This window comes from Deinococcus sp. NW-56 (genome assembly GCF_002953415.1).
In the GTDB taxonomy this organism is placed as follows: Bacteria; Deinococcota; Deinococci; order Deinococcales; family Deinococcaceae; genus Deinococcus.
Genome location: NZ_CP026517.1, coordinates 236,297 through 253,644, shown reverse-complemented (window position 1 = coordinate 253,644; position 17,348 = coordinate 236,297). Strand labels below are relative to the sequence as shown.

Annotated in this window: 16 protein-coding genes; 10 read left to right on the top strand and 6 right to left on the bottom strand. The window is 60.0% G+C overall.

Annotated elements, in window-relative coordinates; translation table 11 throughout:
• Nucleotides 1-65: 65 nt before the first annotated feature.
• Complete coding sequence (locus C3K08_RS15070; protein WP_104992281.1) at nt 66-965, bottom strand: DUF4238 domain-containing protein; 900 nt, start codon at nt 963-965, stop codon at nt 66-68.
• Between the two features lie 387 nt (nt 966-1,352).
• On the opposite strand from C3K08_RS15070, the gene C3K08_RS15065 reads away from it, so the two are divergent.
• Entirely contained in the window at nt 1,353-1,853 is a 501-nt protein-coding gene (locus tag C3K08_RS15065) for a hypothetical protein (RefSeq protein ID WP_152872678.1), read from the top strand.
• A 2-nt stretch (nt 1,854-1,855) separates the two neighbouring features.
• On the opposite strand, the gene C3K08_RS15060 is transcribed toward C3K08_RS15065, so the two are convergent.
• The 4 genes from C3K08_RS15060 to C3K08_RS15045 form a co-directional block, all read right to left on the bottom strand.
• Nucleotides 1,856-3,205, bottom strand: coding sequence for a TIR domain-containing protein (locus C3K08_RS15060; RefSeq protein WP_158679993.1), 1,350 nt, complete (start codon nt 3,203-3,205; stop codon nt 1,856-1,858).
• A 260-nt stretch (nt 3,206-3,465) separates the two neighbouring features.
• The gene (locus C3K08_RS15055; RefSeq protein WP_158679991.1) at nt 3,466-4,446 is read right to left on the bottom strand and encodes a Fic family protein; all 981 of its coding nucleotides are present in this window, start codon (nt 4,444-4,446) and stop codon (nt 3,466-3,468) included.
• 300 nt (nt 4,447-4,746) lie between these two features.
• On the bottom strand, nt 4,747-6,117 hold the full coding sequence (locus C3K08_RS15050; protein ID WP_158679989.1) for a hypothetical protein: 1,371 nt from the start codon (nt 6,115-6,117) through the stop codon (nt 4,747-4,749).
• 603 nt (nt 6,118-6,720) lie between these two features.
• A complete protein-coding gene (locus C3K08_RS15045; RefSeq protein WP_104992276.1) occupies nt 6,721-8,142 on the bottom strand; it encodes a hypothetical protein in 1,422 nt (473 codons plus the stop codon).
• Between the two features lie 291 nt (nt 8,143-8,433).
• On the opposite strand from C3K08_RS15045, the gene C3K08_RS18055 reads away from it, so the two are divergent.
• Nucleotides 8,434-8,850, top strand: coding sequence for a hypothetical protein (locus C3K08_RS18055; protein ID WP_158679987.1), 417 nt, complete (start codon nt 8,434-8,436; stop codon nt 8,848-8,850).
• 7 nt (nt 8,851-8,857) lie between these two features.
• On the opposite strand, the gene C3K08_RS18960 is transcribed toward C3K08_RS18055, so the two are convergent.
• On the bottom strand, nt 8,858-9,577 hold the full coding sequence (locus C3K08_RS18960; protein ID WP_104992275.1) for a DUF2442 domain-containing protein: 720 nt from the start codon (nt 9,575-9,577) through the stop codon (nt 8,858-8,860).
• A gap of 215 nt (nt 9,578-9,792) precedes the next feature.
• On the opposite strand from C3K08_RS18960, the gene C3K08_RS18050 reads away from it, so the two are divergent.
• The 8 genes from C3K08_RS18050 to C3K08_RS15005 all read left to right on the top strand — a co-directional run bounded on the left by C3K08_RS18050 (nt 9,793) and on the right by C3K08_RS15005 (nt 17,097).
• Nucleotides 9,793-10,086 carry a hypothetical protein gene (locus C3K08_RS18050; RefSeq protein ID WP_152872562.1) on the top strand — a complete coding sequence of 98 codons (294 nt, stop codon included), beginning with the start codon at nt 9,793-9,795 and terminating at the stop codon, nt 10,084-10,086.
• A gap of 169 nt (nt 10,087-10,255) precedes the next feature.
• Complete coding sequence (locus C3K08_RS15030) at nt 10,256-10,537, top strand: helix-turn-helix domain-containing protein (RefSeq protein WP_234009242.1); 282 nt, start codon at nt 10,256-10,258, stop codon at nt 10,535-10,537.
• Nucleotides 10,538-10,579: 42 nt separating this feature from the next.
• The gene (locus C3K08_RS18045; RefSeq protein WP_158679985.1) at nt 10,580-11,200 is read left to right on the top strand and encodes a hypothetical protein; all 621 of its coding nucleotides are present in this window, start codon (nt 10,580-10,582) and stop codon (nt 11,198-11,200) included.
• Entirely contained in the window at nt 11,130-12,194 is a 1,065-nt protein-coding gene (locus C3K08_RS15025; RefSeq protein WP_104990697.1) for an IS4 family transposase, read from the top strand. The genes C3K08_RS18045 and C3K08_RS15025 overlap by 71 nt, the downstream gene beginning before the upstream one ends.
• 42 nt (nt 12,195-12,236) lie before the next feature.
• Complete coding sequence (gene xerC / locus C3K08_RS15020; protein WP_104992272.1) at nt 12,237-12,878, top strand: tyrosine recombinase XerC; 642 nt, start codon at nt 12,237-12,239, stop codon at nt 12,876-12,878.
• Between the two features lie 310 nt (nt 12,879-13,188).
• Nucleotides 13,189-14,280 (top strand): transposase, encoded by a 1,092-nt coding sequence (locus C3K08_RS15015; RefSeq protein ID WP_102128614.1) that lies wholly within the window; start codon nt 13,189-13,191, stop codon nt 14,278-14,280.
• Between the two features lie 170 nt (nt 14,281-14,450).
• Nucleotides 14,451-15,515 carry an IS4 family transposase gene (locus C3K08_RS15010; protein WP_104990697.1) on the top strand — a complete coding sequence of 355 codons (1,065 nt, stop codon included), beginning with the start codon at nt 14,451-14,453 and terminating at the stop codon, nt 15,513-15,515.
• 85 nt (nt 15,516-15,600) lie between these two features.
• Nucleotides 15,601-17,097 (top strand): site-specific integrase, encoded by a 1,497-nt coding sequence (locus tag C3K08_RS15005; RefSeq protein ID WP_104992271.1) that lies wholly within the window; start codon nt 15,601-15,603, stop codon nt 17,095-17,097.
• Nucleotides 17,098-17,348: the final 251 nt, after the last annotated feature.

Here is a 17,348-nt window from a genome sequence, read left to right as displayed (position 1 = left end):
GATCGCTCGGACCTCTGGCAGGTGCGCGACTGACCAGCTCAAGGCGCACAGGCCAAGCAGTTCCTTTAGGGTTGGGATTGCCCGAGGTATTGAGCCTCGGCGCGCAGAAGAGCTTCCGCCCGCTCCAATTCCAGACGAGTCCTAGCAACAGCCTGCTCCGCGGCCATCCCCAAGATGATGAAGTTGTACTGGTCCATCATCCCTTCGGTAGCTTCGACAACGACGTTCTCGCCCAGGTGGCCGTTCTCACGGAAGCTAACTATGTCGGTGGTGACTACCAGATACTCGGCATCCAGAGGAAACAGCACCCGGGCACCATACGTCGCAAAGCCCACACCCATCCAGGGCGCCAGAGGTTCCCCAATGAGCATCACCGGGGCATCGCTGGTCAGGAAGGTGCGGCCTGCCGGAGCACGGACCACCTGCCAGGCATGCTGAGTCAGGATGTGCGCGATGGTCCCGATGTTGGCGTCATTCATGCCGAGGTCGAGATGTGCCCGAGCGTCCACATTCGCCTCAACCTTGAATTCATCAGGAAGGTCATTGTGTAGGCTACGGAATTGCCGCGTGAGCATCTCGGCGACGCCACCAAGGTTTTCCGCCAACACACGGCGAAACTCATGGGTACGAAGGTACTGCAAGGCCAGGTGAGCAGCAAGACGACGCTTGTGACTTGCCACAAGTGTTTGAGCTGCTTTGAAATGGTCTACAGATTCTCTTAACAGGTCTGCCAAATCGCCTTCAATATTCTGCGAAAAATGCTGTTCCAGTACTTGCTCCTGATCCCCAGGCCCGAAGTCATAAAACAGCTCGCGACTAGCAATATTCTGAATAGGAATTTCTACAATCTTAGTGTTCCGCTTGATTAAAGCGTGAGTACGCTCTATACCCGTCCCAGACGAAGATGAAGAGAATCGTCTGAGGTAGGCACGAGGAACAAAATGCTGTCGGATCGTCCTGTTCATGGATTCACTACCAATAGCCACTTAATCGAAAACGCTTCTGCCGATTTCTTCCTCAGGCACTTCCTCGCGTCCTGGCGCTACTCTTGTTGCACTTAAGGTACCTGAGACGCAGTGGAAAGGATGACAATCGGGTGCGCTGGGGCGTGACTTCGGCCTCCGCCCTTCCATCTCTCTACAGAAAAAGCCCAACGCTTTGGGAAAGAGGGAATGTGTGGGCTGATGACGCTCCTCTGGCGCTGCACGCCCTGGCGCACACGAGGGGGACGCAAATGATTCGGGCCAGCTCTCAATTATGGAACGTAGCTGAGCACCTGAGGCACAGTAAAGTAACGTGCAGAGTGTCTGAATCTACGGCGAGTAGGCGGACAATCGTCTCAGGGAACATATGTGGCGCACCTGATTCACGGCGTATCTTTTGGAGATGAGCATTCTGCAATGGAACCGACCTTCGTCAGCAGCAAAGAAACGGCGGCCCCGGTGCCCCATGAGCAGAACGCTATGACAGATGACGTGCGCAAATATCTGGAGATGATCCAGGGGGTCATCACTCGCCTCGCCTCGCACTCCTTTCTGCTTAAGGGATGGACTGTGACGCTCGCCAGCGCCCTCCTCGGGTTCGCGGGCCGTGAGCAAGACGACCAGCTCGCCCGTCTAGCCCTCCTGCCAACCCTTATCTTCTGGGCACTCGACGCGTACTACTTGGGACAGGAGCAACGCCACCGCCTCTTGTTCGCCCAGGCTCGCGACGGTGTCTCGCCCCCTTTTTCTTTTAATGCGCCGCCTCTGACCCTCGGCACTTGGATTCGTGCCCTGTGGAGCGTAACTGTGGTTGGCCTGCACGGCAGCATCTCACTTTTCGCGCTTTACCTGTCTTTTGTCTGGCGGTGAGTCTATGTCTGGCGCTCCGCCCGAGAAAGCGTGATCTCGCCCTCAACGTTCACTTCTGTACGGCCTTCTCCATATGGGGCCTGACGGTACCCGCGAAGCGTGATGGGAAGGCGATCCCCTTTCGAGGGACCGACCTCAAGGGTCGTGATGTGTTCCACGACCCCTAAGGTCTTGAGGTGGTAGACGAGCAGCAGCCTCGCTGCTGCCAAGAAGGTTCCCTTCGTACCCGCCCAAGTGCGCCAAAGGGTCAGCAGCAACCCGGCACGAAATTGTACGTCCCTGTCCCGGCCGTAAAGGGGCAACGTCCAAGACTCTCGGGACTGGGGCTCCTCAGCGAATACGATGAAGCGTGCAGCGCGTTCTGCCAGCGCCCGGTCGTCTTGCCCGATGAAGATCCGCTGCCGGGGCGAGCGCTCGGGCCGCAGTGTGACCACCGCAACTGCACGGTCGCCCTCTCCTTCATGGGTCACGTCCTGCACGCTCACATTCGCTCCATCCAGGCGGTATGCGAAGGCCAGGGTACTCCCCCAAGCGGGGCCTCGTGGGTCACGCAGGGTCCGCAGCCGTGCCTCCTCCTCACCGCTCCGTGGGCGCAGGTGCAGGGTGATGACATCGTCGGTTTCGCGGTACCGGGCAGCCTCGTAGATGTGATTACCCAGCAGCGCGAAGGCCGGAGCCGTGCGGGGCAAGCGACCTGTTTTCTTGCCGGTGTTCGGGGAAGGTCGGCGGCGAGGATACTGGCTCACGGGGGGCGGAGGCACCAGGCCGGGACGACGTTCGGCGAGGAGACGAACCGCAGTGTTCGCAATCTCCGGCAGGGTGTTCTCGCGCACGTCGAGGTAGCCCTTGGTCGGGGCGAGACCGGGCACAGGTGTGTCGTCGATGCGCACAGGCAGGATGTAGTCCGGCTGCTTGAAGGCGCGGGCCTGGGCGAATTCACGCTCAAGGCCGGTCCAGGCTTTCTCGACGTAGTGACGCGACGCGAACATCACGCAAAAATGCGCCCGGTGTTCGTAGATGTCGGCGAGGTGCTCGTAAAGGTTTCGGCCCCACAGGTCGTGTTTCTCAGCGTTGTCGTAGAAGACTCGCATCCCGCGTTTGGTCAACAGCCGGTGAAGCGCCTGGGCGTATTTGCGATCCTCACCGGCAAAGGACAGGCAGAAGTGGAAAGGACGCTCGGTAGACGCGGCCGGACGTTTAGAGCGCTTTTTCTCAGTTGCTGGCTGGGAGGGGCTATCCGGTGCCTTTCGCGCTGTTTTTCGCAGTTGTCCTACCCGATCGAGCGCCTCCTTGAGCAGCGCGAGACGACGCCGGACTGCTTCTTTCGCCAGATCGAGGGTGGTGTAACGCATGGGGAGGGCGCGGAGAACCTGAGCCGCCTCTGGTCCCAGACAGGCGTCCATGACTTCCGTGCCCTCCCGGCCCCACTGGCGAAGCGTGCTTGTGAGTTCACGAGCGGCGTCCGTATCAACCCTGAGGTCAGCAGGCGTGCGTCGCCGGGTCAGCGCTTCACCCCGTGTGATCAGCTCACGCAACTGCCTCTGTGCCTCGGCGCGAGGGACCTGTAAGGCGAGATCCTGGGGTAGTAAAGCGGGCTGGACTTTGCTCATCGTCAGCCTTCCCCTTCTGCCGCGCGCTCACCCAGAAACAACTTCGGGTGGCTGACCAAGCGTCTGCCGCGTTTGACGGCGATAAGGCGCCCGCGTGTCACCCATTGCCGCAACGTCGCTTCCTGGACTCCGAACATCGGGGCAAGGTCACGCAGCTCGCGCAATTCCTGGCCTGTCTCCACCGCCGCAATGATGAGACGGTCGAGCTGGGGTTGTACCCCCTCCCGCAGCAGGGCCTCCAATGGTGCGAAGTCGCCTTCCCGTAGGGCGCCGCTCAGGGCCTGCTCCTCGGGAGGTGGAAAGCCCGCGTGAAAACCGAGGTCAGCCGCTTCGAGAGCGGCATAGTAGCGATCACGCTCCTCCTGGGCCTCGCCTTTGATGATGACGGGGGGCAGGCCTTGCGTGACCGCCAGGTAATTCATCAGGATGCGCCCAGCACGGCCATTGCCGTCCGTGAAGGGGTGGATGCTCTCGAACAGGGCATGCAGGCGGGCGAGGGCCGGAATCGGGGGAAAGCGCGTGAGGAGGTCAGGGACGAGCCGTACGAAGGCACGGACGTAAGCTTCCACGTCATGTGCAGGAGGGGTCACTTTGGCTCCCTGGATGCGGATGGCCCCCAAGCGAAATTCGCCCCGGCGCCCGGTGAGTTCACGAAAGAGTGCGCTGTGGGCGTGACGCACGATGGCGACCGTGAAGCCGAGTTCTCCTTCACGGGCCTGCTGCTGGGCGAGGTCGTACAGGCCCTGGGCGGCGCGGTAGTAGTTGAGGATTTCTGGAAAGGTCTTGCGTCCGGCAAGGACGGCCCGGAGCTCCTGTTCGGTGGCGAAGTAGCCCTCGATGGAAAGCGACTGGCGAGTCTCCTCCTGGAGCATGTACAGCCACTCCCGGTTCTGCACACCCGTCTCGGGGAGGCCGCCGAGGTCGCGCAGCAAGCGGCGGCGGCCCTCAAGATCGATGTCGGCGCGCGAGGTGGGGCGTGTCACAGGAAGAGGATTGGTCGGCATAGTCGAAGAGTGGTTGTGGGGCAGGAAATAGACATAAAGACCCGTCGGCTCTCCCCCTACACTGTCACAGAAAATACTACAACAACCCGAAAAATAGCGTGTTTATCGACTTGAGCGTTGTAACAGCAGGTAGCTATTCTGCCTTCCTGTGACAAGGAGCCACTCAACGCTGGAGTCGACGCATGTACTCACCGATTCTCCAGCATCGTCTCCCACATGCTTTACGTGCACTCCTGATCCATGTCCTACGAGTTGTTCTTGATCGGCCCTCGATCAAAGTCAAGCTATGGCCCGCCTGGACTTTTGGTGATACACCGCGTCCATCCAGCCACAGTCGGCGAGTTGCCGACTCAACCACGCTCCTGGCCGGATGAGCTGAAGTTCTTGCGTCGCAATCAGAGTTCGTTCGAGAGCATGTCCAAGTTGGGCATAAGCAGGGATATTCCGGAATTCCGCTTCGGTCGCCCGCCATAGGATGCGGTAATAGTGCCGCTCCCAGCCAGCATCGTGTAGGAGCCGTGTCAGGTGTGTCGCGCCTTCCTGAACGGCCTCTCGGCGGTAGTGGGGATGGATGCTGACGATCCGGCTCAGGCTCCAGATCAGCTCCTGCGGGGTGCAGGCCTCGGCAAACAGCGAAGTGCGGGAATCAGAAGTACCCAGGGAATTTGAAGTCTCTTTTTCAGGTAACGACCACATCAATAGGGGTGAGATTTCAAACTTATCTCCTGTCAGGAGTATTGACTCCCGCACTTCTTGACGCGCCTCCTGTTGGAACTGCCAGGCTGTACGTCCCTTCTTTCGGTCGGCCGTGAGGTCGCGTGGGCAGGCCGGAAGCTCGTGGGCAATCACCCGGGCCCTCATCCCTGGGGCTGGCCGCAAGAGGACTGCGATCCAGGTTCCCGCACAGGCCCGCACCTCGGTGCGTTCCCCAGTCTCGGCGTTCAGGAACGTCGTGGTGGTCCAGGTGCCGCCGCGGTACAGTCTGGGTCCGCCTCTCTCCGCAGTTCGCTCTTGGCCCCCCATGGGGATGGCACCGGAACTCTTGTGGATGAGACCGATGTCCTGCAGTTTTCGGGTGGCCCGTTCACACTGATCGCTCGACAACCGGGTGACGATGGGGAGCAAGTCCAGCACCGTGAAAAAGGTGTAGGTGGTGGTGTGCTCTTGGCTCTGGCCACGGCGCTCAATCAGGGTGTAGGCCGCCTGTGTCAGGGCCCTGAGCACCATCAGGGCGTTATGCCGGGCGTCACGGCGCCTGATGTAGGCCTCGACGATAGGACGCGCCCGTTCTACGGCTTCGGCCGCCCGTGCGGCAGGGGTGCCCGGACGAGGACGTTTGATTCGGTCCAGCGCGGCGTCAAGACACGCGGGGAGGACGGTTTCAGAGGCGAGGCGAGGTGAGTTCCTGAATTGGCCGATGGGCTGGCTCGATTTGGGCTGTGGTTGGTGTTCCGGTAACAATCGGGGGTGTACGTTTGCGCGGAAAGCGGCCTCGAAGGAGCGGTTTTTCTTCTGACTTGATACCTGAGCGTTTACGTTTATCCGCTGCTGGAGAAGTCGCTGCTGCGCTTGCTGCCGCAATAGGACTTCTTCAGGGGTAAACGCTCGGGGTTGAGGGAAAGTCTTGACAGGGGTGGTTCGGGCAGTCATGTCGCTCCACTTGCAACAGCAGGGGACGCCCCGTAGACTGACCGCTGTTTCAGGTGCTGGTCATCTACAGAGTAGGACTGAGCTATCCCGCCGCCAGCGGGATTTTTCAGTGTTGGACTGTGGACTCTCGTGGGTCGTCCTCAGGCAGGTCGGCCTCCAGGGATGGGGCAGCTCCAGTCATGCTCACGCGGAATAGAGGAGTGCCGGAACCACTGTACTGTCCGCTTTTCGGGCTTCCGGACAATCACGCAAGGCTCTGTACTGGGCTTGACGCTGCCCTCCTTGATCGCCCCTTATGCGGCTGGCACGAGTAATTTCAAGTTTCAGCCTTGCCTGGCTTCGGCAGTCAGGTGTCGCAATAACGTCGCATCTTCGGCAGTCAGGTGTCGGTGAAAACGACGGGGCACGGCAGTCAGGTGTCGTGGAAACCACCGAATGTCGGCAGGTAGGTGTCGAAATAACACCTCCTGTTCGGCAGTCAGGTGTCGGTGAAACGCCCGAATATCGTGCGCAAGCGAAAAAGCTTTTCTGTACCGGATCTATCGGCCTGCTTCGGCAATCAGGTGTCGGTAAAACGACTGGGGCCGCCCTGAGAAGGAATTTTTACCGGCCCCGTACGGCAGTCAGGTGTCGGGATTTCAGCGTTCCACTTTCCCGCTGGGTCAGTTCAGCGATGGAGCGTAGAAAAGCTTCGGGCACCTGCAGTTCGACGAAGCTTGCCAGCCAGGTCTCGAAAAATTCTGGCTTGCCCTGCGCCTGATCCATTGCTGCAGCGCTGCGGACTTCGTAGGACCAGCGCTCATGCAGGCCCAGGGTGCCGAGGAGCTCAAGAGCCGCTTCGAAGCGTTCGAAGGCACGGTTCTGGTTCTTGTGTTCCCGCAGATCCAGGACTTCCTGCATCAGGCTCGCGCGCTGGAGTAGGAGTTGTACGGGAATGTAGCGAACCGTTGCCCTGTCGCCTGCCGTCTCCCGCAGCCAGTAGGAGAGTTCGGTCCCGATCTGCTTGGCCCAGAGGTTGGTGGCGGAGTTGGCAGGCAGTTCTACCAGGCCTCGGAAGATCGGCGCGAAGCTGCGTGGGAAGTACTTGGCCCAAGTGCCCAGCACAATGGTCCACGAGCTGGGGATGGACTGGCCTTCGACTTTGCGGGAGCGGCCGCGGGCCATCACCGCCAGGACCCGCTGCCGGGTACCCTCGTCGTCGTCAGGCCCGGCGTCGGGCAGGGTCAGCCACAGGCGCTCCAGATGGAAGAGGCTATCGGTACACCGCAGCAGATCTTTGGGACGGACACTGCCATTCGGATGCGGCTTGAGACCCAGGGCCTTGGCCAGTTCCCCCGGCTTGATGGTGATGGGGGTGAACAAGTCATCTTGCTCGTGCTCGAGGGCCTTGGCGGTAAGCAGCCGCCAGACGTCCGAGGTGCGGGGGTCGAGGGTCATGAGCTGCTGGCGCAGGGCGTCTTTTCCCGCGTTCTCCTCGAAGTAATTCAAGACGAGGCCGTTCTCGAAGGCTTCGTGATACTGGAGGGTCATGTCGTCCCAGCCGTCAGGCCCACGGGTCGCCCGGTCGATCATGACGGCGGGCTTGTTGCCCATGGTGATCAGGTAGGGCTGGCTCTCAGCAGCGGGGAGAGTGACGGCATCCGGGGCCACTACAGTTGGGAAGTGTCCGGCGGCCACCCCGGCGCGCAGCACCCACTGCCAGACCTTCGAGGGGAGGCGGTAATGCTCCCGGAGGGGCACAACATAGAGGATGCGTTCGCGCCAAAGTTGCTTGTCCGTGCTGTTCCCCGCCCGGACGCGACTGGTCTTGAGCAGGGACGCCACGGTCTCGGGGTCTACTTGCTCACCATGCTGCTCGACCCAGTGTACGGCTGCCCAGCCTTGGTACAGAGCCTTGAGTTGCTCGAAGGCGGGTCCGCGCGTCGGTAGGGGGTCCGGGAGCTGAGCCTCATCCCCGAAGCGGCGGGACAGCTCCGCCACGAAACGGGCCATCTCCGTGGCGGGAGGAAGTTTCTGCCGGGGCATGGGACCATTTTAGGGAAGGGGGAAGATCGGATTTGAGCAACAGTGTCGGAGCGTGAGCCTATACCGTATTCCTGTGCCTCTGGACCATGACGTCACCAGTATTCATGACAACCTCCTGACCTACACCCAGCAAGAGCATTCGGTGCCGGCCCAATCTTCTCGGGAGGGGTCGTAGGTGATCCTCGGCATGATCTGATTCTCTCCGCTGTGCTGCTCTGGACGGGGGCGAGTATGAATTGGGACGTCGCCTCGTGACTGGGTATGGGACTTCTCCTGGTTGTCCTTGTCGTTATGTTGCGCGCCAGCTGGCGTGACGTGCGGGCACCTGGCCTCGACATGGTTGCAGCCCTGCGGAGTCGGGGGGGAGCTGAGGTACCTGTTCTCCAGCAATTGCAGGTATTTCCCCTCTCCGCCCTGACGGAAGTTGACACTATGCTGAGCCAGCGCATTGCCGCAGTAGAAACGGGAATGATTTTCCTGATCGGCGGCCTGAAGACGGCTGGAGTACTTGGAACCCTAGCCGTGATGCTGGGGAGTTGGAGCGCTTTGACAGCGATATTTGATGGATTAAAGCCCTACAGCTATCTGTTCGCTGGAGTGGTGGCTGGCGTGCTGATTGCTGGTGAGCGCTTGGAAACGGGGTTACAGCAGGTGCGGCGCAATAGGGACATGGTGAGCCGCGCTATCGCAGTGTGCAAGGCGGAATAGGGGATAGTTACTCTCCTGTTGCAATGAGCATGCAGGGACGCTCAATGAGATCGGGGCGTCCGTTCTGGAGGCAGCCGAGCATGGTGTGGAGGAGGGGTTGCCGGGGGCACTGTTGCTCGCCGTACCGCCAGGGCCGGCGCATCAGGGCGTAGAGATGGTCCTCAGCGAAATGGCTGGTGAGGAAGACGCCAAGGTCGTAGAGGCGGTTGAGCAGTGGCTCTGCAGGGACGGGGACACCCCGAAGCACTTGATCGAGCTCGCTGGTACGTAAGCGGAGAAGCCGCTGGACCGTCACCGGCTCGATGGGAGTGGGGCGTAGGTAGGTGGCTGGCTGTTGGTGCAGCAGATAGGGCAGCAGGGGCCGGTAGCGGTGTCGGGCTGGAACAACAGCTAGGGTTCTCGCTGGGAGCTGTGCGCCGGGCTTTTCCAGGAGGGAGGGGAGGTCCAGTTGGACTCCTCCGGGCCAGATGAGGTGCTGGCCCCCCGGGCCGACCTGCACCCGAGCGAACAGGGTCGTCAGCCGTAGGGTGCGGTGCGTCTCGATGTCCAACAGAGGTTGGAGGTCCAGACGATAGGTCTGTTCATGGCCGAGGGTCACCCAGAGCTGGTGGACGCCGGGTTCCACTAAGACCTCGGTGATCCCGCCCAAAGCGGAGGTTTGTGTCGCGGCCTCTACCGGGATGCTGCACCTCACCTTTGCTCCTCGGGAGCGAGCGTCCACGTCCATCCGCCACCCGCTGCGTGGGGGTAGAGGGTCGCTTCCACCTGTGCGAGCGCGCCGTCCAAGATGGCAGCAAGGGGTGTGGGCCAGATTGTCGCCGTGCGCCGGGAGGGACTGTGCCACTGCCAGTGCAGCAGTTGGATGAGGCCGCTTCCGCAGAGGCCCAGGGCCTGCCGGAGGGCCAGTGCGAGGTCAAGCAGGCGCCTATGGAGGAGCGGTAGGTGAACGGCATATCGCGCTTGGAGGGCGGCAAGAACGGTGCTGTCAATGCCGTAGGTCCGGAGTATCTGGTCTGGGGTGGCGGGGAGATCAGGCAGCGTGGGCAGGCACGCTTTCATCGGGCGGTAAAAGGCGGCTGCATTGGTGCTGAGAACGACACGCAGGTGGCCCAAGTAGATCTGTGTAAGGGGGTCGTCGCAAAGATCACCGGGCTTGAAGGGCGGCGTATCCAAGTGGAGGCGCGGCTGTTCGTCTTGCCAGAGCGTTTCAACGAGAAGGGCGTAGTCCCCGTCTAGGAGCAGCCACCACCGGCAGTGCGCTTCGGGGACGACCCGCTGGAGGCGCCAGGGAGGAGGAGGCAGGAACGAGGGACCATGGGACATCGGGCGGAATGTATCAAATCAGATGACATCTGATTTGAAGTAGCGAAGAAGTGAAGGGAGCGGGAAGCCTGACGGGATGTCTGTGAAACGCCGCTCCTCTGCCCTCTCGATCCAAGAGGTGCAGTACCTAGAACGACTGGGGGCTCATATCCGCGCCTTGCGGCAGGCTCATGAGCTAGGGCTGGACGAGCTGGCCGACCGCGCGGGCCTGCACCGCACACACCTGTGGAAGATCGAGAAGGGCCAGTTGAATGCAGGCGCGATCAGCTACGTGCGCTTGGCCAGCCAGCTTGGAGTAGCGCCCGGGGAGCTGTTCCCCGCGTTCCCGCTACCGCCGGATCAGGCGCTGCGTGAGCCGTCTTAAATTGCATTCGGGGGAGCAGGGACCTAAAGTGCCAAACCTTATATGCCGCTGTCCGTCCTTACCATGCCCGAATCCGTACCCTACTTTCAGATCATTGATGAGGCGGGCCATCCTGTCCACGAAGCGGATCTGTTCCTGCGGGACACCTGCGCCCGTCTCGGGCTGTTGACCACCCAACGCAGCTACGCCTTTGCCCTCCTGGACTGGCTCCAATTCCTGCATGGGCGGCGCAGAAAAGTGAACGAGGTAAGCCGCCAGGACGTGGTGGACTACCTCCTGGAATTGAGAACCAAGGCTAACCCCCAACGGGCTCGCCGCTCTGCGGCGGCGCCCCGGCCGGGCAGCATCAACGCCGTCACCGGCAAGAGTACGCTGCGCCCGGGGTATGCTCCAGCCACGATCAAGCAGCGGCTCACGGTGGTGGGCCTGTTCTACGACGTCCTGGAGAGCGCGGCTCTGGGCCCTCCCCAGCATCCGCTGGGCCGGATAAAACCTGGGGTGATCGCCTCCGACCCCAAGTCTTACCACTCTGACTACTCTTCAAAACGGGTGACGGGCAGCAGAAAGTCGGCTCCTGTACGGTGTTTCTGCGATGAAAACCCCTGGGAGCCGACCCCCCCACGATACCTTGCAGACTGCCCTGCGGTCTGCCTTTCCTCTTGATGCCCGCCGCCTGGTCGTCTTCACGGCCTTGGTCCTGGCGGTCATCCAGGCTCGTACGGTGGTCCTGTACAGCCTCAAAACCCACGTCACGTTGCCAGGCACGCTCACGGCCCGCTACCAGCGGCTGTGTCGCTTCGTCCAGTTTTCCTTTCCGGAGGGTCTCTTTCCCCGCTTCGCCCTTTCCTTCCTGCCAGAGGGTCCCTTGGACCTGATCTTAGACCGGACGAACTGGAGATTCGGCCAGCAGGACGTGAACATCCTGCTGCTCTCTGCAGTCTGGAATGGGTTCAGTCTGCCCCTGATGTGGACGCTGCTCCCACATGGTGGGGCGAGTGATTCCCGAACCAGGGAATCACTCGTGGCGCGCTTCCTGACCCTCTGCCCAGATCGGCCGGTCCGGTGCCTCCTGGCCGACCGCGAGTTTATTGGGCAGCACTGGTTCCGCTTCCTCGATCAACATGGCATCGCGCCCTGTATTCGACTCCCGGCACGCGCCACCATCGGCCAACACCGTCTGCCCGTGTGGGCCGTCTTCAAGAAGCTCCAGGTCGGTGAAGTCAGGGTCTGGCGGCGCCAGACCCTGATCTACGGGGTATCGCTTCGCGTCGCCGCGACGAAGAATGCGGCTGGAGAAACGCTTTACCTCGCGTACCGGGGTCACGTGGGGCCAAATCTTCGACGATACGCAGGGCGCTGGCAGGCAGAGAATCTGCACTCTGCCTTGAAAACCAGGGGCTTCAACTTGGAGGACACGGGCCTGACCCGCGCGGAGCGGGTGTCCACCCTATTGACGGTGGTCAGCGTGGCGTTCATCTGGGCCTGCGTGACTGGGGAGCTGCTGGCAAACAAGAAGGACGTACAGATCAAGAAACACGGACACCGTGCGGTGTCCGTGTTCCGGCTTGGCCTCGACCATCTCCAAGACCTGCTGCTGCACCCGTCCCCGTCGTCCTGGCGTACCCTGACGACTCTCATGCCGCGTTTTGAAGGGTAGTCAGCTTACCACTACCACCAAGTCCGGGCGTTTCGTCAACGCGTGCCGCAGCGCACAGCCCACGCCCTGCCCGCCGATCTGCTGCAGCGCTTTCGGGATGTTCCCAGTTCAGCCCGGGACCGGGCATTGATTGAGGCGCTGTTTTGCACGGCAGGTCGCGCCATGGAAGTGCTCGCCATGACGGTCGGCGACATTCAATGGGAAGCGCGTAAGGTCATGCTGACGACGAAAGGGCAAGCCTTTAAGACAGCGGTGGCCGTATCCAGTCGCTTACTGGTTCTGCTCAGGGACTATCTGGCGGAAAGACCAGGCCCTGCCGCGCCGGGCGATCCCCTCTGGCTGATGGAGCGGGGAAAGGTGCGCCCTATGACCTATACCGCTCTGCGGGCTGTCTTGCGACGCCTGAACACGGAATTCGGCAGCAACGTCACGGCCCACGATTTCAGGGCGACCAGCGCCACAGCACTGGCTAGTAGTGCCGATCTGCCCCTGTTGGCGGTGAAGCGGCACCTGCGGCACCGGGACTTGCTCTCCACGCAACGCTATCTGGGGGTTGATGGCATCTATGACGCCGCGAGGATCAGCGCCCGAATCGACTCTTTTGCAGAGTTAGATGATGTAGATGTGGCCGAGGGATACGACGCCGAGGCCTTTAACAGAGTGTTTGGCAGTGGAACGCAATGACTGAATTGATGAATGTGGCCCCGGACGCCACGCCGGATGAACTGCGGCGTCTGGCGACCGAGGTGGGGCGCTTGCGGGGCTACACGCCATTCTCCATGAAAAAGCACCGTCTTGGAGTGGGTTATCTGCTGGACTGGTTGATGACGTTTGATGGGGTCACTTGGCAGGAACGTTGGGAGCAAGCGGAAGCGCAAATGCTCAGCGAGGGTCAGGGAGCATCCGCGGAAACGAAATTTCAGCACGAGGCTATGCCTCAGGAGTTGCACCTGCATAACGACGGGGAAGCGCTCCCAGCCGAGAAAATCTGGGAGTGTCTACGTCACAGATTCTGGGGGAGCGCGTCCGCATTCTGGCAGATGAGTTCCTGGCCGTTCCAACCACGTCCTACCAACAGCGCAGCCTGGAGGCTGCGCTGTCGATGTTCCTGGACACTGCCACCAAAACGGCGTTGCACCGCGCTGAGTTGGTCAGCAAAAGTGCGCTGAGCCGCCTCCTGAACGAGTACCCCTGGGATACGGCACAGGGTTGGGCCATCTTGCAGCGCGCCCAGTGGGACGCGCTGCTTGTCGCGGCCCGACGAAAACACCGCCCACTCCTGCGGCTGAGTGTCGACCTGACCAGCATCGAAAAAAAGGGCAGCACGCTGCCCTTCGTTCGCGTCTACAACGAGGTTCACGGCATCCATCTGGTCGTGTTGTTCGCCGAATACGGAGCGGTGAAGTTTCCCGTGGGGTACCGGGTCTACCGGGGCAAGGGGACAGCGACCCCAGTGACTCTGGCACGAGAACTTCTGCGAACCGTCCCAGACGCGATCCGTCGTCGATTCCGGATTCGCGTGTTAGCAGACAGCGGATTCGAATCCGCTGTCTTCCTGGATGAAGTCAGGCAGCTGGGCTTCGAGTTTGTGGTGGGCGTTCGGTCAACCCGGCGGACGATGCACCCAGGCGAGGTCACGGTGGCTGACTGTCCGCATGGAGGCTACATCGAATTGAAGAACTGGCCGCATGACCCGCTGGTGCTGGGTCGCGTCGACCGTGGAGACCGGGTGTTTCACGCGGTTTCTTCGGAACTGATGGAAGGCGACGAGGTGGTCGCCGAGGGGGCAAAGCGGTGGAGTGAGGAATCGTTCTTCAAGGAGGGCAAGCACCAGTTTGGTCTGGCGCAGTTCGCATTGCGAACTGCTGTGGGCCTGGATCGCTGGGTCCTGCTGGTGTTCCTGGCCTGGACACTGGCCATCCTGCACCGAGAGACCGGGATGACCCTGGAGGCGTGTGCTGCTCTGGCACTGATGACGGTCATGCCAGACGTTCATTTGAACCGCCTGCTCCTGACGTTCAGCAGAAACTCGGAATTTCTCCGCCAGCACGGCTATTCACTGCGCTATGCGAGGTGCAACTCCTGAGTATGCGTCTGGCGCTGCCAACTCTGACCTGCTTGAGAGTCATTCGCCCTTCTTACCCATGGCTGGACACCTTCAAAAGCAACGGCATGGCCAGATGTCTAGCGGCCCTGACTACTCTTCAAAACGGGTGACGGGCAGCAGAAAGTCGGCTCCTGTACGGTGTTTCTGCGATGAAAACCCCTGGGAGCCGACCCCCCCACGATACCTTGCAGACTGCCCTGCGGTCTGCCTTTCCTCTTGATGCCCGCCGCCTGGTCGTCTTCACGGCCTTGGTCCTGGCGGTCATCCAGGCTCGTACGGTGGTCCTGTACAGCCTCAAAACCCACGTCACGTTGCCAGGCACGCTCACGGCCCGCTACCAGCGGCTGTGTCGCTTCGTCCAGTTTTCCTTTCCGGAGGGTCTCTTTCCCCGCTTCGCCCTTTCCTTCCTGCCAGAGGGTCCCTTGGACCTGATCTTAGACCGGACGAACTGGAGATTCGGCCAGCAGGACGTGAACATCCTGCTGCTCTCTGCAGTCTGGAATGGGTTCAGTCTGCCCCTGATGTGGACGCTGCTCCCACATGGTGGGGCGAGTGATTCCCGAACCAGGGAATCACTCGTGGCGCGCTTCCTGACCCTCTGCCCAGATCGGCCGGTCCGGTGCCTCCTGGCCGACCGCGAGTTTATTGGGCAGCACTGGTTCCGCTTCCTCGATCAACATGGCATCGCGCCCTGTATTCGACTCCCGGCACGCGCCACCATCGGCCAACACCGTCTGCCCGTGTGGGCCGTCTTCAAGAAGCTCCAGGTCGGTGAAGTCAGGGTCTGGCGGCGCCAGACCCTGATCTACGGGGTATCGCTTCGCGTCGCCGCGACGAAGAATGCGGCTGGAGAAACGCTTTACCTCGCGTACCGGGGTCACGTGGGGCCAAATCTTCGACGATACGCAGGGCGCTGGCAGGCAGAGAATCTGCACTCTGCCTTGAAAACCAGGGGCTTCAACTTGGAGGACACGGGCCTGACCCGCGCGGAGCGGGTGTCCACCCTATTGACGGTGGTCAGCGTGGCGTTCATCTGGGCCTGCGTGACTGGGGAGCTGCTGGCAAACAAGAAGGACGTACAGATCAAGAAACACGGACACCGTGCGGTGTCCGTGTTCCGGCTTGGCCTCGACCATCTCCAAGACCTGCTGCTGCACCCGTCCCCGTCGTCCTGGCGTACCCTGACGACTCTCATGCCGCGTTTTGAAGGGTAGTCAGCTAGCGGCCACTACGGATGCTGAGGCTTTCGATCTGGTGGCACAGGCAGCGAGAGCTCGCGTCTATGCGGGCTGGAGGGCTGTGGACAGCCAGAACTGCTTGGCTCTATTGCTCATGCACACGGGTAAACGTTTGCGAACCCTCACGACAGCCGACCTGCTTGCCTTCGATCAGGCACGGCTTCAGGGAATGTTCAGCAACATCGGCTTGCTCAGCCTGTACCAGTTGTTGGTCGACCTTGAGGTGGTGGAGGACACACCCCTGGCGTACTCCTGGAACGCTCACCTGAAGCCGCTCGCAATTCGGACCATGCTCATTGAGGAAGGCTTGGATGAACCAAAAATCCTGTCGGTGTTTGAGGCCTACTTTGCAGAACGGCAGCTTACCCTGGCGCCAGATTCGGTGATGCGGGAATGTCGCTTCCTCATCCGGCGTTTCTGGAAGCAAATCCCTGAGACGGAACGTCAACAAAGTGGTTTCAATCTGTCGTTTCAGACTGCGCAACAGCTTAAGGCCAGCTTAAGAATTCACCCCAGAACAGGTCGTCAAACGAACCCAAAGCGGAGCTTTCATGCCATCAGTGCGTTGTACGCCTTCCTTAATAGGAAGGCCGCTGAAAATCCTAGTCAATGGAGAGAATTTGCTGCTGAAAGCCCCATTTCGAGTAATGAATCCCGTCGCGCCAAATTAATTCAGGATGTGGCGCTAGACAAAATGCAGCAGCACACCTTGTCGCTCCTGCCTCATTTAACCCAGATAAGGCGGCTTTTGAAGGAGAACTATGAGCACGCCCAGGAATTGCTCACGCATACCTTACAAAGCGAAGGGGGCGAGGTATTTCAAGTGGGTGGAGTTACGTACATGAAGCTTCAATCAGAGGATGTCACTAGGAGAAAGCAAGCACAAGAACATTTGCGCGACACAATAAAACGCGCAGACTCTAAAGGCAGGGGCCACTTCCAGATCCGCAACCGTGAGGAGCAGGCATTCTGGATGTGGGCTTCCGTCGAGATTCTTATTCGAACCGGGTTGCGTCCCGTAGAGTTATTCAAGCTTAAGCGAACCGACCTGATTAACAGGAGGAGTGCAACGGGTATGCGCGTTGCATCCCTTAGAATTGCGGCGAGCAAGACAATTCTACCACGGATTATCGACCTTTCGCCTGAAGCTTTTTCTTTTATATGCAGAATAATTGATAGAGTACAGGCGAATCACGATACCTATCCGGTGGTGGACCGATATGACTGTGTGTCGAAATCATTTGAACTCTCACAACCCTTCCTGCTGCAACTTCAATACAGCGCACGAAGACAGGCTTTTCGGGGGCGCGAAATCCAATATAGTCTTCACCGATTTTTTAAAAAAATGCATTCAGACGGAAAGCTGGCAGAGGGTGTGTTTCTTGGTCTAAAAGACTGCCGTCGCATTTTTGCCACCCGGCTGTATCAAAAAAACGTTCCCATTCTAGCAATTTCATATGCCCTAGGACATGCAGATGTTAAAACAACAATGCATTACATAGCTTACCAGGGTGATGATCTACATATGCATCTAGATAATTTGTGGGAATCAATATAATTTTGCATTCATCTCCATAAACAGTACATTTATAAAATGCTTTTTATGGATGCCCTGCTTCCATAACAGATTAATCGGTTCGCAATCATTAACGCTAGCAGATCGCCTATATGTAAAACTGATTAGCAGCGTAGAGGTTGGGGAACGCTCTTTCCCTCTTAAGTAGTGCAGATATCCTTAATTATCTGCACTAAGAGCTATAGACCAGCTTTGCACGCCCTAGACGACATTTTCCTGCAATCAGGTCCGGT